Here is a 14,939-nt window from a genome sequence, read left to right on the forward strand (position 1 = left end):
CCCCGATAACTACACTAATTCCACATGGGAATCATCCCCAATCATAAAGCGTAAAGCTTTTGGACGTTGGGGTGCGATTTCTAATTTTGCCCGTCGTCCAATCACACTATCAACTATGCGCTGATGAATGCCAATAATCGTGGCATCTTTGAGAATAACACTGTGTTCTATGTCGGCATCAATTAATTTTGTGCCATTAGCTATACTGCTGTAGGGACCGATAAAACAATTCTCAATGTGACAATTTTCTCCAATAATGACAGGGCCGCGAATGGTACTATTAATAATTTTACTACCCTGGCCAATTTGTACCCGTCCGATCACCTGACTATTAGGATCAATTTCTCCTAGTAAAGCTATTTCTAGAGAGGTATCGAGGATAATCCGATTTGCTTCTAATAAATCATCTTTTTTACCCGTATCTAACCACCAACCCAGTAGTTTATTCGCTTCTACTGCTTTATTTTGATTGATTAATTCTTGGATAGCGTCGGTAATTTCTAACTCACCCCGGCCCGAAGGTTGAATAGATGCGATCGCTTGATGAATGGTGGGAGCAAAAAAATAAATCCCCACCAAAGCTAAATTTGAGGGGGGTTCTTTCGGTTTTTCGACTAAGTATAAAACTTTGCCAGTTTCATCTACTTTTGCCACCCCAAAAGCACTAGGATTAGACACTTTTCGCAGGAGAATTAAAGCATCAAGGGACTGTTTTTGGAAAGAGTCTAAAAAGGGCGATAAATCATCCTCAATTAGGTTATCACCCAAGTACATAATAAAGGGGGAATCTCCTAGGAAAGATTGGGCAGTTTTAACCGCGTGAGCTAATCCTGCTGGTTGATCTTGGCGAATATAAGTTATCTTAGCACCAAACTGTTCACCACTGCCCGTGGTCTGACGAATTTCTTCCCCGGTTTCGGGACTGATAATAATGCCAATATCGGTAATTCCTGCGGCCACAATTGATTCGATTCCATACCATAAAATCGGTTTATTGGCCACGGGAACTAACTGTTTTGCCCCAGTATAAGTTAGGGGACGTAACCTCGTACCTTTACCACCGGATAAAATTAGTGCTTTCATAGTTTTAAAGATTAAATAGTTGGTTGAGCATAGCTTTGAGAGAATCTCGCCAATAGGGAGGAATATAACCCAATTGTTGCGAGATTTTTTGACCAGAAAGAACCGAATAGGCTGGACGCACTGCTGGGGTAGGATATTCAGCAGTAGTAATGGGAATTACTCTCTGAATTTTTAGGGGAATACCGCTTATTTTTGCTTCCTCAAAAATCGCTTTAGTTAAATCAAACCAACTGGCGACACCGCTATTAGTAAAATTGTAGATTCCTGTGGGATTATCGACATTAATTAGAAGCTGAGTAATGGCCGTGGCGATATCTTTAGACCAAGTGGGACTTCCCACCTGATCAAAAACTACTTTTAACTCCTCTCTTTCCTTACCTAATCTCAGCATAGTTTTGACAAAATTACTTTTGCCATAACTGCCGTAAACCCAAGCAGTACGCAGGATAATTGCCTGAGAATTAACAGTTTTAATCTCCTCTTCTCCCCTTAACTTTGATTGTCCATAAACCCCTAAAGGATTAGTTAGATCGGTTTCTAGATAGGGGGTATTTTTCCGACCATCAAAGACATAATCGGTGGAAATATGGAGAAATTTAGCTTTAATTTTCTCGGCAGATTCCGCCATAATTTTTGGGGCTATAGCATTGATAGCATAGGCTAAATCTGGCTCAGTTTCGGCTTTATCCACTGCCGTATAAGCGGCGGCATTAACTAGATAATCGGGGTGAATTTCCCTAATTAACTGGCTGATTTTTTCCGAGTTAGTTAAATCTAGTTCTTCTCGACCGATACTAATAACTTCGCCCAAGGATTGTAAAGTTACCTGTAACTCTTGTCCTACTTGACCTTTAGCACCAATTAGTAAAACTTTTTTCATCGTCTTTAGGGGAAAACTTCCACGGATTTAAAGGGTTGTCCAGCTTGGTCTTTAGGAGAGAGAATCGGGGGAATCTCTAGAGGCCAATCAATCCCTAAATCGGCATCATTCCATAAAATGGTTTTTTCGTATTGGGGATAATAATAATTAGTGGTTTTGTAGAGAAATTCGGCTCGTTCAGAGAGAACTAGAAAGCCATGGGCAAAACCTTCGGGAACCCAGAAAATCCGTTTATTTTCCGCACTTAAAACACAGCTTACCCATTGCCCAAAAGTGGGGGAACTTTGACGCGCATCCACGGCCACATCAAAAACACTACCGCTCACCACTCGCACCAATTTACCCTGGGGATTGGGGATTTGATAGTGTAATCCTCGCAGGACATTTTTTAGGGACATAGAGTGATTATCCTGGACAAAAGTGGTATTGACTCCAGTTTTTTCTCGAAAATCTTTCTGATTAAAACTCTCCAAGAAAAAACCTCGATCGTCTCCGTAAACTTGCGGTTCAATGATTAAAACATCGGGAATTTCCGTCGGAATAACTTTCATAAAATCGGAGACAAGATAACTTTTGCGGGTAGTCTAGCACAAAAGGGTATTTTTTTCTAAAGTTTTTTATCAATCTTTCCCCGGTAACTGAACAATGATAAGATGAGCCTAACTTAGTCAGAGCATAAACGACGTGGTACAAGTCTCTACACACACCGCTACTCAATCTATCCCCGTGGAGGGAGAAGCCTTAAAAAACTGGTTACAGACTAGGGCTAATCAGATTATCGCCGGCGATCGACTCAGTAAGCAAGAGGCCCTAGCTTTAACTGCGATCGAAGGTCAGGAAAATATTTTCAGCTTATGTGAGGCTGCCGATCGCATTCGTCAGGCCTGTTGTGGTAATACGGTAGATTTATGTAGCATTATCAACATAAAATCGGGAAGTTGTTCGGAAAATTGCAGTTTTTGTTCCCAATCCGCCCACCATCCCGGTCAAGATTCGCCTATCTACGGTTTAAAAAGTCGCGAGGAAATCGTCACCCATGCGAAAGCGGCAGCCGACGCGGGGGCTAAACGCTTCTGTTTAGTTAGTCAAGGTCGGGGATTAAAGTACAATAGCCCTAAATCGCAGGAATTCGAGGAAATACTGGCCACAGTTCAAGAAATCATCGAAACAGCCAAGATTAAACCCTGCTGCGCCTTGGGAGAGTTAACCCTTGCCCAAGCGCAGGCCTTAAAAGAAGCTGGAGTTACCCGTTATAATCACAATCTGGAGGCTTCCGAGAATTTTTATCCTAACGTCGTCTCCACCCACAGTTGGCAGGATCGGGTAGAAACGGTAAAAAACCTGAAAGCGGCAGGAATTCAGGCTTGTACGGGGGGAATTATCGGTATGGGGGAAAGTTGGACTGATCGCATCGATTTAGCTTTTTCTCTGGCGGAATTGGCAGTGGAATCCGTGCCGATTAACCTATTAAACCCCAGAAGTGGCACCCCTTTAGGTCATTTACCCAAACTGGACCCCTTGACTGCCCTAAAAGCGATCGCTATTTTCCGGTTTATCTTACCTCAACAAATCCTCCGTTATGCCGGGGGACGAGAGGCAGTGATGGGAGAATTGCAAAATCTGGGGCTAAAATCGGGAATTAATGCTATGCTGATTGGGCATTATTTGACCACTCTAGGACAACCCCCCCAACAGGATCAGGCGATGTTGGCTGATCTTAGTTTAATAGGAGGAGAAGCCCCCATCCCCGGTGAATACCAACCCCAACAGGCAACCTAAATCACGTCGAGGACGAGAATCTCCGCCGCGGCGCACTTCCGCGTCGGTTCCCAATGAGTTAATCTGGGCCTTGATTGGTTTATTGCTGACAATTTTTAGTACATTTGTTCCAGTAAGTCTAGCTAGTTGGTCAGCTGCGGGTCTATCTTCCCAAAAACTAGGCATAACTTACCAAATTGGGGCAGTATTATTAACGGGCTGTCTGGGGGGCAAAAATGCCGGACTTCTCGCCCAGGTGGCCTATATTTTTCTCGGTTTAACTTGGTTGCCGGTGTTTGCCCAGGGTGGGGGAATGGGTTATCTGAAAGAACCCAGTTTTGGCTATATTTTAGGTTTTATGCCGGGGGCATGGCTTTGTGGTTGGTTGGCTTTTCGCTGGCGCGCCAAGATAGAAACCCTGGCGTTAAGTGCCTTTGCCGGTTTGTTAGTGATTCATCTGTGCGGTTTATTATATATGCTGGGATTGTCGATTTTTCAGCCCCAAGCCAGTCAAATCACCTTTCCCGATAGTTTGCCCACCCTATTTATGAATTATTCAGTCTGGCCATTTTTAGGGCAGTTAGTAGTAATTTGTGTGGTGGTAATTATTGCTTTTTTCTTCCGTAAATTATTATTTTATTGATGCCACAGCCAATGTTAAAAAAAAATCCCTGGTTTTGGATAGTGGCGGTGATTGGTCTAATTTTAGACCAAGTAACTAAGTATATAACTGTGCAGAGTTTTGAGCAAATCGGTGATACTTTTCCAGTTATTCCGGGGGTTTTTCATTTCACCTATGTGATTAATACCGGGGCGGCTTTTAGTGCTTTTCGGGGCGGTGTTGGTTGGCTAAAATGGCTATCCTTATTGGTTAGTTTGGGATTAATGGCTTTTGCTTACTTTGGACCGCATTTAAGCCGTTGGGAACAATTGGCCTACGGTTTTATTTTAGCAGGGGCTTTCGGCAATGGTATCGATCGCTTTTTGTTTGGTTATGTGGTGGATTTTCTCGATTTTAGATTGATTAATTTTCCTGTTTTTAATCTGGCCGATGTTTTTATTAATATCGGGATTATTTGCCTATTAATTTCGACTTTTCCCCACAAGTCGCCCCGTTCTAAGTAGTGCCTTGCGATGAGATAAAATACCCGATAATTTATCCTAATGTCTAGGTTATTTGATAATAACTCCCCACAATCCTTATCGAGGAAATTTCTAATTTTATTGTTATCTACAACACCCATTTTTACTATTCCTGCGGTTGTTCAAGCAAATAATAAACGTCCTTTCGGTTCAGGAATTTCTCGCCCTAATTCTTGTGCTGTTTCAATCCATTGTTGAATAATGATTTCAGCATTTTGCACAGCTTCTTGATAAGTTTCTCCATCAGCCATACATCCTGCAAGTTCTGGAACTTCAACGATAAATAGTTGCTCCTCATTACTCCAGTAAATAATCAGTTCATAACGAATTTTCATCTTGATATCCTAACTTATATTTTAAAATCAGACATCGAGTGGTGATACTAATCATTTAGATTCAGCAACTATTCTCGCATTTAAGAGCGTGAAAATCTCGTTTAACTCTAAAATACCAGCTAATTCTGCGGTTTCTTGAGAATTAAGTTGGGAATTTTTTTCTAGTTCCCGTAGTTCTTCCAATCGACACTGCAATTCCTCGGTGAATTTAAAGAGATAATTTTCCCTTACTGGCGATAGCTTAATTCCTTTTTCAATCCAAGAAGAGGGGTTGACCATCAGTTGAGTTAACATCACTTTCTCCCTAACTTTAATCCCTAACCTAATCCTAACACGATTATTTATACTCGATCGGGTGAGCGATGCCCACCCGAAAAACTATGCTTCTGTTTCAGAAATAGAGCGATCAAATTTACTAACTAACTGAGGATTTTCTGACCAAGCATCGATAACACTCATATTACCATTGAGAAAATTCTGTTTAATAGCGCGGCGTTGAATTTTGCCGCTGGCAGTTTTGAGAATTGTTCCCGATTTAGCCAGGACAATAGCATGGGTCATAATTTCGTGTTCTTCGGCGATTTCCTGACGGATATCGGCGATTAATTTGGCCGTATCTAACTCACCGCTGCGACGTTCTAATTCTTGGACAATAACTAACTGTTCTTCCCCGTTATCTTCAATGGAAAAAGCGGCGCCATAATCGGGACGAAAAACCTCATTAAGATGCTGTACTGACCATTCTAAATCTTGGGGATAATGATTACTACCACGGACAATAATTAAATCCTTAATCCGTCCCGTGATATACAATTCCCCATCAAGAAGAAAACCTAAATCTCCTGTGCGTAAAAACGGTCCTTCTCCCGTATCCGCAAGATAAGCTTGAAAAGTTTCTTTGGTTGCGTCTTCCCGTTGCCAATATCCAGCGGCCATACTGGGGTCACTGGCCCAAATTTCGCCCACTTCATCGGCTGCACAAAGGGTAAAAGTATCGGGATTAACGATAGCTATACGGGTATCACAGACGCGACGACCACAACTGGGGACGTATCTAACTCCAGTGGTTCGATCGGAGCCTACAGGGACAATTTTACCGCGTTCGTAGGCGGTGGCATCCAAAGCGGTGATAATTGGGGTGGTTCCCTTGGGTTTATTAGAAATCAAGAGGGTATATTCAGCCAATCCGTAGGCAGGGGCGAAAGTTTGCCAAGAAAAGCCATAATCTGCAAAAGTATCGACAAATTTAGCCATAACCTTCGGGTTAATCGGTTCGGCGGCATTTCCCGCAGCCTGCCAACTGCTCAGGTCTAATTCCGCTAAATCGGCAGCTTTAATCCTACGAGTACAAAGATCATAGGCGAAGTTGGGGGCTTGACTATGAGTAACTTTGTACTTAGCAATATTTTTTAACCACTGCATCGGACGCTTAATAAAAGCAAAGGGAGACATGAGATAGCAGGGTGTACCGTTGTAGAGGGGGACGGTGATACCTTCGACTAACCCGTAATCATGAAAATAGGGCATCCAAGTGAGGGTAACGCTATCCGGTTCGTAACCACAAGCTTTTTGCAAGTAACCGCAATGGTGCATCAGATTAAAATGACTTAGCATCACCCCTTTGGGGATATTAGTCGAACCGGAGGTATATTGCAGATAAGCAAGCGCCGATTTATCCACCTGGGGATCTTGCCATTGATCCGCCAGGGAAATATCAATACTTTCGGTGGTAATCCATTTCATTTGGTCGAATTCTGGGAATTCTTCCTTAACCCCTTCAATAAGAGTCAGAATACTTTCGGTAACTAGGGCAAAGGTGGCATTAGCATCCTTGACAATTGCGCGTAAACGGGGCATAGTGCGCTTAAGTCGTCCCGATTCCGGTGGGGGGACAGGAATGGCAATCACTCCCCCGTAGAGACAACCACAAAAAGCGGCCACTACTTCTAAACTTTGAGGATAGAGTAACAGGGCCCGTTCTCCTTGAGCTTGGTATTTTTGTAAATAGGCGGCGATTGCTCTTGCTTGGCGATCAAGTTCACTGTAGGTTAAAGGTGGGGTTTCTTTTTTACCATCAATAAGAAAAGTGTAGGCATGGCCATCTGGTTGTGTCGTGGCGCGGTAACGTAAGAGTTCTACTAGGGTTGCGGGTTGAATTAGGGTTTCAGTCATCGTTGTTATCGGGCTTATTGGGGCTATTGTATAGAAGTTTTAAGATATTTGCCCATGGCGCTAGGATAAAGTGCCGAAGGCGATCGGTCAAGGTATAGGATTAAGTTAGGTTAAAATCCCCCCCGCCTTATCTCTGCAATTGTGAGAAAAAGCTACAATTAATCAATCCTAAAATACCGGGAAAAGTCATGACAGCCCTAGACATAATCCCAGAAGTTGCCTGTCCCCCCACAGATTTATGGAGTGATGAACCACCCTTGGAAAGTGATCTACACCTGCAACAGATCATCATTCTCCTTAGTTGTCTAGAATTATTATGGCGCGAGAGGAGTGATTACTACGCTTCGGGAAATCTAACCATCTACTACAACGCGGAACAATTAAAAAAACGTGATTTCTGTGGTCCTGATTTTTTTGTGGTTTTAGATACCGAAAAACGTCCCCGCAAAAGTTGGGTAGTTTGGGGAGAACAGGGTAAATATCCCGATGTAATTGTCGAGATTCTTTCCGATTCTACGGCCAATATTGACCGCAATAACAAGAAAATTCTCTATCAAAATACCTTTCGCACTCCTAATTATTTTTGGTTTGATCCTAATACTTTAGAATTACAAGGATTTAGACTAATTGAGGGACAATATCAAGCCATTGCTGCCAATGAACAGGGTTATCTCTGGAGTGAACAGTTAGGATTATATTTAGGGATATTTGACCGTAAACTGCGTTATTTTACCGTCGATGGTCAATTAGTCCCCACTCCTCAAGAAGCGGAATTACAGCAAAGACAGGCAAAAGAACAGGCTCTTTTAGAAAAAGAACAGGCTCTTTTAGAAAAAGAAAGGGAACGACAAGCTAAGGAAAAATTGGCCGAAAAATTGCGAGAATTAGGTATCGATCCCGATACAATTTAGGAGAAATCTGATCAGTAGGGTTTGAAGACAAAATAACAAACCCTGCTATAAGATTAAAAAGCAAAATTATTTTCTAGTAACTATGGTGACAGCAGCGCCCCTAGTGGGTGTAATTATGGGCAGTGATTCCGACTTACCCACCATGAAAGAAGCGATCGCAGTTTTAGAGGTTTTTCAGATTAGCCACGAAGTCGCCATCGTCTCGGCCCATCGGACCCCCGAAAAAATGTTTGAATACGGCAAAAACGCTCATTTAAGGGGAATAAAAGTGATTATCGCTGGAGCCGGCGGCGCTGCCCATTTACCCGGGATGGTGGCATCTCTAACCCCCTTACCCGTGATTGGAGTTCCCGTAGTCACGCGCACTTTACAAGGGTTAGACTCTCTCTATTCAATTGTACAGATGCCCGCAGGCATTCCCGTGGCCACGGTGGCGATCGGTAATGCCAAAAATGCCGGACTTTTAGCGGTTCAAATTCTCGCCACTGGTAATACTGATCTTTTAGAGCAAGTTATCGCCTATCGTCAATCCCTCACCGATTCCGTCCTCGAAAAACAAAGCAATCTTCAACGACTAGGCTATCAAGACTATCTAGGGCAGAGTTCACCTAAGTAGGGTAGATTGAGAAAAGATTAAGTAACAAATTATGAAGTAATTATGCGTTGGATCACCGCTTGTGTATTGAGTCTATTACTCTTTTTTTCCCTACCCATAGCGGCCTATGCCGATAGCCCGACTATTAGCGAAGAACAGATGAGAGAAGGGGAAGTTATCGCCGAAAAAGCCCTAGAAGCCACAGAAAAAGGGGATTACGTCCAGGCCGAAAGCTATTGGACCGAATTAGTCGCCAAATTCCCCACTAATCCCGCCGTCTGGAGTAATCGCGGCAATGCCAGAGTCAGCCTCAATAAATTAGAGGATGCGATCGCTGACTTCAACCAAGCGATCGCCATTACCCCCGATGCCCCCGATCCCTACCTCAACCGCGGCACCGCTTTAGAAGGAGAAGGCAAATATCAAGAAGCGATCGCCGATTATAATAAAGTTTTAGAACTGGCCCCCAATGATGCCTTTGCCTATAACAATCGCGGCAACGCTGAGGGCGGTTTAGGGGACTGGGAAGCCGCCGTCAAAGACTATCGCCAAGCTACCCAACTAGCCCCGAATTTTGCCTGGGCGCAAGCTAATCTGGCGCTTGCCCTGTACGAATTAGGCAGATATCCGGAAGCAGTCCAAAAAATGCGGAATATTGCCCGCAAATACCCCATGTTTCCCGATGTCAGGGCCGCCTTAACCGCCGTTTTATGGAGCCAAGGACAACAGGGAGAAGCGGAAAGCAATTGGGTAGCCGCTGTCGGCATGGATACCCGCTATCAAGACCTCGATTGGGTAAAAAGCGTGCGTCGTTGGCCGCCAAATATGGTTCTAGCCTTAGATAAGTTTCTTAACTTAAAGTAAAAAATTACTAAATAGTAACTTTTCTAGCAGTAGCGGGGCTAAGAGTCCAATTATCCTGAAATCAGTCATTAAGATACAATTGAGGCTTGATAGTTCCATTATCCTCGATCGAATCACCCGGCTCTGGAAAGGAAAAGAAATAGCTAGAGCCGGCCGATGGCCCAATGCTATAATCCAATCACAGGGATAGATTGGACTCTATCAGTATCCGCCGCTACTGTACACCTTAAATCTTAGCCAGAATGCCAGATTTACACTTGCTTAATTCTCATCCACAGGCCCTAGAAACCGCCTTCATTGCCACTGCCGACCGGTCTTTTTCCTCCCCTCTATCCCTCGACCTCGCCAGAATTAATCAACGTTTTGACTCCGCTAACGCCGCAGAAATCGTCGCTTGGGCCGCGGCCACCTTTGGGGAAGGTTTGGTGATGAGTACCAGTTTCGGCATTCAGGCCGCGGTGATGTTGCACCTAGTCACCGCAATTATCCCCGATATTCCCATCATTTGGATCGATACCGGCTATCTTCCCCCAGAAACCTATCAATTTGCCGAAGACTTAAGCCAACGCCTCCATTTAAACCTGAAAGTTTATCAATCTCCCCTCAGTCCCGCCCGCATGGAAGCAATCCACGGTAAACTGTGGTCAAATAACGATATCGACTCCCTCAATCTCTACGACAAAATCCGCAAGGTGGAGCCGATGCAACGGGCCCTGAAGGAATTAAAGGCCACCGCTTGGTTAGCGGGTTTACGTCGGGACCAAACCGACCACCGCAAAACTCTCCAATGGGTCAATCAACAGGGCGAACGTTACAAAATATTACCGATACTTGACTGGAATGCCAAAACCATCTACGAATATCTGACTAAATACGATCTTCCCTACCATCCCTATTTTGATCTGGGTTATGTCTCCGTCGGCGATTGGCACTCCAGTCGGCCTTTAACCGCCGATGATAGCAACGAACGAGACACCCGTTTCAAGGGTTTAAAACAAGAATGCGGTCTTCATTTGCCTTTAACCCCCGCAGAAGCACAAAGTCTCGACGCAAGCTCCCTATAACTGCCAGGGTGCAAAAATTGCCGGTGCGATCGGTTCCTAGACGTTAGACAATGGTTATTAGACCTCTTGTAAAAATCAAAAATTGTTGTTAGGGTTAGGCTTCGGCCGTGAGCTCAGCCGAACGGAGTCAGGAGCCAGTAGTCAGTAGTCAGGAGAATTAAGAAGGAGTAATAATCAGTTAAATGGTCTATTTACAGACTTTATGCCATTTAATCCTTATTTTTGCCGTTTTTAAACCCTGAAAAATTAATTATGCAAGAGGTTTATTGATTATTAATCCCCCATTAACCATGGCTATTTTAGAAAATTTTCTCGAAGTCGGCTCTCTCAAGTGGTTTTATCGACAGGTTAACCCCGCTCAACAACCGGATACAACCCCCGTGATCCTACTCCATGGTTTACCCGCCCATGGCTATATTTGGCGGGAATTATTGACCAGTTTAGAAGAATATAACATTAATGCCATTGCCCCCGATTGGATCGGTTCCGGTTTATCCGCTAAACCTGATGCCAGAGATTTCGCCTACACACCTAGCGCTTTTTGTCAAGCCTTGGCCGATTTTATTCAAGCTCTCCAATTGCCGAAAATCTCCCTCATTGTCCAGGGTTTTTTAGCCTCCGTCGGTTTACAATACGCCCTAGAAAATCCCGATAAAATTGAGCGCTTGATCGTTTTAAATACTCCCCTGTCCAGTGATGTTAAATTACCCTGGATAATGAAACAATGGGGGATACCTTTCCTCGGAGATATGGCGACTCAAGACCCCTTATTAGTTGATCGTACTTTAGAAACCGGTAGCGGTTTTGTGATTAGTGATGCAGATCTGGCTATTTTCCGTCAACCTTATCTAAAAACTTCGGCAGTGGGTCGCGCTTTAGTGGCCACGATTCGCAATTTAAACCTATCGAAAACTATGGCAGAAATTGAGACAGGTTTAGAGAACTTTGAAAAACCTATCCTTTTTGTCTGGGGAATGGGGGACCCTTGGTTATCTTCTGTCACTGTCGAAAAATTAGCCACTAAATCAGGAGTGGAATTAATCTCCCTCGCGGAAGCGAAACACTATCCCCAAGAACATTGGTCAAAAGAAATTAATCCCCAGATTATTAATTTTCTCGGACGCAAAACCTAAACCCCGATACTTTCTGGGAATTGATAGCAAAATCTCCCTAGAAAGTATTGATCAAGTTACCCTTAGCATGAGTAGAAAACGGGTTTCTCGGAGAAACCCGTTTTCTGTGCGTTACTCAACGGATTTAGTATCAGATCCCGATGCGCTCCCTTTTGATGATGATTGGGAAAATGCGGCGATCATTTCTGCTTACAATAAATTAACATCTCAATAATTGCTAAAACTGATAATTGTCTCAGGGTTACTTGTTATGAAAGTTTAATAGACTGTTGTTCAAGAAAATAGTGATAAAATTTTTTGTTAGCCCAAAGTAATAAGCAGGTAATCATTTGATAGTAATCATTCCACATTACCCTCAAGTCGAATTACTTAATATTGATTATTTGAACCATATTTTCAAGTCTATGTATATAGGCCTGATGATGTCTCCATGCTTCTAAAATACTTTGTAATAATTCATCTTTTGAAAAACAACCAGAATCAGCTACATCTTCAATTTGTCTGATTAGATCATCTTCTAACTCCAATTCTAGCATACTCACTTGTTTAGTTGTGTCTGCCATACTTTTATCTATCTAAAAGTTGATGGAACTATCATACCATAGGAACTCAGCACTGTGGTATCTATTAAGCCCCACAATATACCCAGATTACACCCATTGCTATGCCTTGCATATATGTATATGTAATACCACCTACTAAATACCCTATTATACCCCCTGTTGTACCTAATCATGAATAAAGCCTAAGATTATTTTAGTTAAATTTTGCGAAAAATAGCTTTTTAATAGCAAATAAGTCGATAAGTCGATGGTATTTGACCTATTGCACCCATTAAGTACCGTCAGGACTCGTTTATGTTGACTTAACATATCTGGTGTAATTGCTTGACATATCTGGTGTAATTGCTTGACATATCTGGTGTAATTAGGGTAAGATGGGATACTGTGACTTAGGATGCTAGGTTTCTCAAGGAAGACTATTATGTACATCTATAAGAAAGGACAATGACAACCCTTAAATCAAACTGTAGGGTCAATTCATGAATTGACCCTACTATAGCCCTCGATGGTAAAAATAGCTCTTCTCGACCTTACAGATACTTGAATATCCGTAAGAATGTTTATGTCCACGGTGCTGCTGGTAAACGCGATCAGTAGCTGGTCTGAGAGGATGAGCAGCCACAGCTGGTCTGAGAGGATGAGCAGCCACTTAAGAATGCTTATGTCCACGGTGCTGCTGGTAACGATACCCTTAATGGTAGTAAGGACGGCAATGATACATTCAATGGTAAAAATGGCTCTTCTCGACCTTACAGATAACACCATCGATACAATCCATTCACTGAATTAACAAAAAAAAATGGCTACCAGACAATTTCGAGTAAATCTTAGTCAAAAGGACTCTGAATATCTTAAAGAAATAGCTAAAGAGCTAGACTTAACAGAGTCTGAAGTAATTCGTAAAGGATTAAAACTCATGGCTTTATATGCTAAAACTGAGACGGAGGAAGATACTCAATTAATACTTCAAAAAGGTAATGAACAGAGACCACTACTAATTGTTTAGTTATGACCAGTGATTCAAAAAATGAGACAGAGGAAGTTAACAACCCAAAAGATACCAGCGCTTCTTTGGCTCTTCCAACTGAAAGGAACTCTGTGCGTCATAACCTAAAGAAGAATCAGGATGGTTATCATTTAGACAATGAAGTATCTGGATTTGGTAAACCAGCTACAGCTATATCACCCTCAGACCAAAGACATAATTTTAATACTAAAGTAGCTGGTTCCTTAGCAAGGTGGCTTTGGTTGGGATTGTTAACCACTGCTGGTTTACAAATTCTTTCTATTTGTCTCATTTCTTTTGCTTCTCTTGGAATTTTTAATTTAAATATAAATTTGAAAGCTATCGAAGAACAAGAAGTACAAAGTAGAGTGGATAAAGCGGCAACCCTAATTAATGATTCTTCTAAGACAATTTATACTTTTTTAGGGCCAATAGCTACAGCAGTCACCGCCTTTTATTTTAGTGGTTTGGGTAGTTCGTCGAAAACTAACGATGAAAACTCTGAAAATGAAAAAAATGAATAGAACTTTTAAAAAAACACGAAAAAAACTCTCTTATTGGTAATTTTAGTACAAAGGCCAGAAATCTCAACCCCAGAAACCTCTCCTCCCCACTCTCCTATACTTTTAAAGTGGAATAAAGTTTTAGTTTAATTAATTTGGCTACAGGCCTGTTTTTGTCGTTTCTAAATACCCCTGATAACTTGACCGGAACTGTTCGATCGATAGGTTCTTTGTCCAATATTCTACCAGAGCATGACCCCAGGCCCAGGCTTCCTTGTCGGCAGTGCTAGAATTTTCTAATAGTATTGGCCAAAGTGCCAATAAATCAAAACTTTTATTCTCCGTATTTAAGAGAGAAGAAAGCTCGTAGGCCATCTGTAATTTACCGATCGCTACTGGTAATTGTTCCACAGGAATTTGTTCAGCTAAAAGATAGGCTAAAGTCGGTCTTCCTGTGGCTAAAGTGGAGATAAAACCGAGAATAGGACTTTTTAATAGGGCCGTTAAACCTTGTCCCGTGGCCATCTGTAAAGTATAGCGATCGATTATTTTCGCCGCTGCCAGGGTTCGAGTTTCTAAATCTGCTAAAAAACGGGCCAAACGCAACTGTTTTGCGGGTGAAATTGCCCCCAGCAAAGCGATTGATAACTCCTCATCCCCCCAAGCTTCTCTATCCGGCTGTTGACTGACCATCGGCAAAATGCGATCGCATAGATCCTCGAATAATTCCGCCCGATACTGCAAGCATTCGCGGATATTGACTTCTTTAGGACTTTCTCCCGTCAGCCAATTATAGGGGGGTTGCCACTCTCGCAGCGGACGCAGGCGATCAACTTGAGAAACACAGACTATAACTGGTAAATTGTCAATAGTTTGTTGTAAATCTTTAAGAAAAGCCTCATCCATGGCCAGGGCGGGATCGAGGGCGG

The 14,939-nt window shown here is 42.7% G+C and carries 19 protein-coding genes; 11 read left to right on the top strand and 8 right to left on the bottom strand.

Features of this window, described 5'->3' with window-relative positions; genetic code table 11:
* Positions 1–9: 9 nt before the first annotated feature.
* Genes IQ234_RS07025 through rfbC form a run of 3 tightly spaced genes read right to left on the bottom strand, consistent with a single transcriptional unit; the run spans position 10 to position 2,514 of the window.
* Entirely contained in the window at positions 10–1,083 is a 1,074-nt protein-coding gene (locus tag IQ234_RS07025; RefSeq protein ID WP_193956565.1) for a glucose-1-phosphate thymidylyltransferase, read from the bottom strand.
* A 4-nt stretch (positions 1,084–1,087) separates the two neighbouring features.
* Complete coding sequence (gene rfbD, locus IQ234_RS07030) at positions 1,088–1,963, bottom strand: dTDP-4-dehydrorhamnose reductase (RefSeq protein WP_193956566.1); 876 nt, start codon at positions 1,961–1,963, stop codon at positions 1,088–1,090.
* A gap of 5 nt (positions 1,964–1,968) precedes the next feature.
* The gene (gene rfbC / locus IQ234_RS07035; protein WP_193956567.1) at positions 1,969–2,514 is read right to left on the bottom strand and encodes a dTDP-4-dehydrorhamnose 3,5-epimerase; all 546 of its coding nucleotides are present in this window, start codon (positions 2,512–2,514) and stop codon (positions 1,969–1,971) included.
* Positions 2,515–2,647: 133 nt separating this feature from the next.
* Here rfbC and bioB point away from each other — a divergent pair, with 133 nt between their 5' ends.
* Genes bioB through lspA form a run of 3 tightly spaced genes read left to right on the top strand, consistent with a single transcriptional unit; the run spans position 2,648 to position 4,846 of the window.
* Positions 2,648–3,742: a biotin synthase BioB gene (gene bioB, locus IQ234_RS07040; protein WP_193956568.1), complete on the top strand. Its 1,095-nt coding sequence runs from the start codon at positions 2,648–2,650 to the stop codon at positions 3,740–3,742.
* Complete coding sequence (locus tag IQ234_RS07045) at positions 3,714–4,364, top strand: biotin transporter BioY (protein WP_193956569.1); 651 nt, start codon at positions 3,714–3,716, stop codon at positions 4,362–4,364. Before bioB ends, IQ234_RS07045 begins: the two co-directional genes overlap by 29 nt.
* Before the next feature lie 11 nt (positions 4,365–4,375).
* Positions 4,376–4,846, top strand: coding sequence for a signal peptidase II (lspA, locus tag IQ234_RS07050; RefSeq protein ID WP_193956570.1), 471 nt, complete (start codon positions 4,376–4,378; stop codon positions 4,844–4,846).
* A gap of 140 nt (positions 4,847–4,986) precedes the next feature.
* Here lspA and IQ234_RS07055 read toward each other — a convergent pair whose 3' ends face one another.
* The 3 genes from IQ234_RS07055 to IQ234_RS07065 all read right to left on the bottom strand — a co-directional run bounded on the left by IQ234_RS07055 (position 4,987) and on the right by IQ234_RS07065 (position 7,371).
* Positions 4,987–5,199, bottom strand: a complete 213-nt coding sequence (locus IQ234_RS07055; protein ID WP_151696174.1) for a type II toxin-antitoxin system HicB family antitoxin — start codon at positions 5,197–5,199, stop codon at positions 4,987–4,989.
* Between the two features lie 51 nt (positions 5,200–5,250).
* Complete coding sequence (locus IQ234_RS07060) at positions 5,251–5,493, bottom strand: hypothetical protein (RefSeq protein ID WP_193956571.1); 243 nt, start codon at positions 5,491–5,493, stop codon at positions 5,251–5,253.
* A gap of 84 nt (positions 5,494–5,577) precedes the next feature.
* Positions 5,578–7,371, bottom strand: a complete 1,794-nt coding sequence (locus tag IQ234_RS07065; RefSeq protein ID WP_193956572.1) for a fatty acyl-AMP ligase — start codon at positions 7,369–7,371, stop codon at positions 5,578–5,580.
* Between the two features lie 188 nt (positions 7,372–7,559).
* On the opposite strand from IQ234_RS07065, the gene IQ234_RS07070 reads away from it, so the two are divergent.
* The 6 genes from IQ234_RS07070 (at position 7,560) to IQ234_RS07095 (ending at position 12,152) form a co-directional block, all read left to right on the top strand.
* Entirely contained in the window at positions 7,560–8,282 is a 723-nt protein-coding gene (locus IQ234_RS07070) for a Uma2 family endonuclease (protein ID WP_193956573.1), read from the top strand.
* An 82-nt stretch (positions 8,283–8,364) separates the two neighbouring features.
* Positions 8,365–8,898 (top strand): 5-(carboxyamino)imidazole ribonucleotide mutase, encoded by a 534-nt coding sequence (gene purE, locus IQ234_RS07075; RefSeq protein WP_066029554.1) that lies wholly within the window; start codon positions 8,365–8,367, stop codon positions 8,896–8,898.
* 42 nt (positions 8,899–8,940) lie between these two features.
* Positions 8,941–9,741, top strand: a complete 801-nt coding sequence (locus IQ234_RS07080; protein WP_193956574.1) for a tetratricopeptide repeat protein — start codon at positions 8,941–8,943, stop codon at positions 9,739–9,741.
* A gap of 242 nt (positions 9,742–9,983) precedes the next feature.
* A complete protein-coding gene (gene cysH / locus IQ234_RS07085) occupies positions 9,984–10,805 on the top strand; it encodes a phosphoadenosine phosphosulfate reductase (RefSeq protein WP_193956575.1) in 822 nt (273 codons plus the stop codon).
* Between the two features lie 266 nt (positions 10,806–11,071).
* Positions 11,072–11,938 carry an alpha/beta fold hydrolase gene (locus IQ234_RS07090; RefSeq protein WP_193956576.1) on the top strand — a complete coding sequence of 289 codons (867 nt, stop codon included), beginning with the start codon at positions 11,072–11,074 and terminating at the stop codon, positions 11,936–11,938.
* Between the two features lie 67 nt (positions 11,939–12,005).
* Positions 12,006–12,152, top strand: a complete 147-nt coding sequence (locus IQ234_RS07095) for a hypothetical protein (RefSeq protein ID WP_193956578.1) — start codon at positions 12,006–12,008, stop codon at positions 12,150–12,152.
* Between the two features lie 151 nt (positions 12,153–12,303).
* Here the strand turns inward: IQ234_RS07095 and IQ234_RS07100 are convergent, their stop codons facing one another.
* Entirely contained in the window at positions 12,304–12,501 is a 198-nt protein-coding gene (locus IQ234_RS07100) for a hypothetical protein (protein ID WP_036400102.1), read from the bottom strand.
* Positions 12,502–13,300: 799 nt separating this feature from the next.
* Between IQ234_RS07100 and IQ234_RS07105 the strand changes: the two genes are divergently transcribed.
* Complete coding sequence (locus IQ234_RS07105) at positions 13,301–13,507, top strand: hypothetical protein (protein WP_002762605.1); 207 nt, start codon at positions 13,301–13,303, stop codon at positions 13,505–13,507.
* Between the two features lie 2 nt (positions 13,508–13,509).
* Entirely contained in the window at positions 13,510–14,031 is a 522-nt protein-coding gene (locus tag IQ234_RS07110) for a hypothetical protein (protein WP_193956577.1), read from the top strand.
* Between the two features lie 138 nt (positions 14,032–14,169).
* Here IQ234_RS07110 and IQ234_RS07115 read toward each other — a convergent pair.
* Positions 14,170–14,939, bottom strand: a 770-nt coding sequence (locus tag IQ234_RS07115; RefSeq protein WP_416209674.1) for a GTPase family protein, incomplete at its 5' end; no start/stop codon positions are given.

This window comes from Microcystis aeruginosa LEGE 91341 (assembly GCF_015206885.1).
Lineage (GTDB): Bacteria > Cyanobacteriota > Cyanobacteriia > Cyanobacteriales > Microcystaceae > Microcystis > Microcystis aeruginosa_H.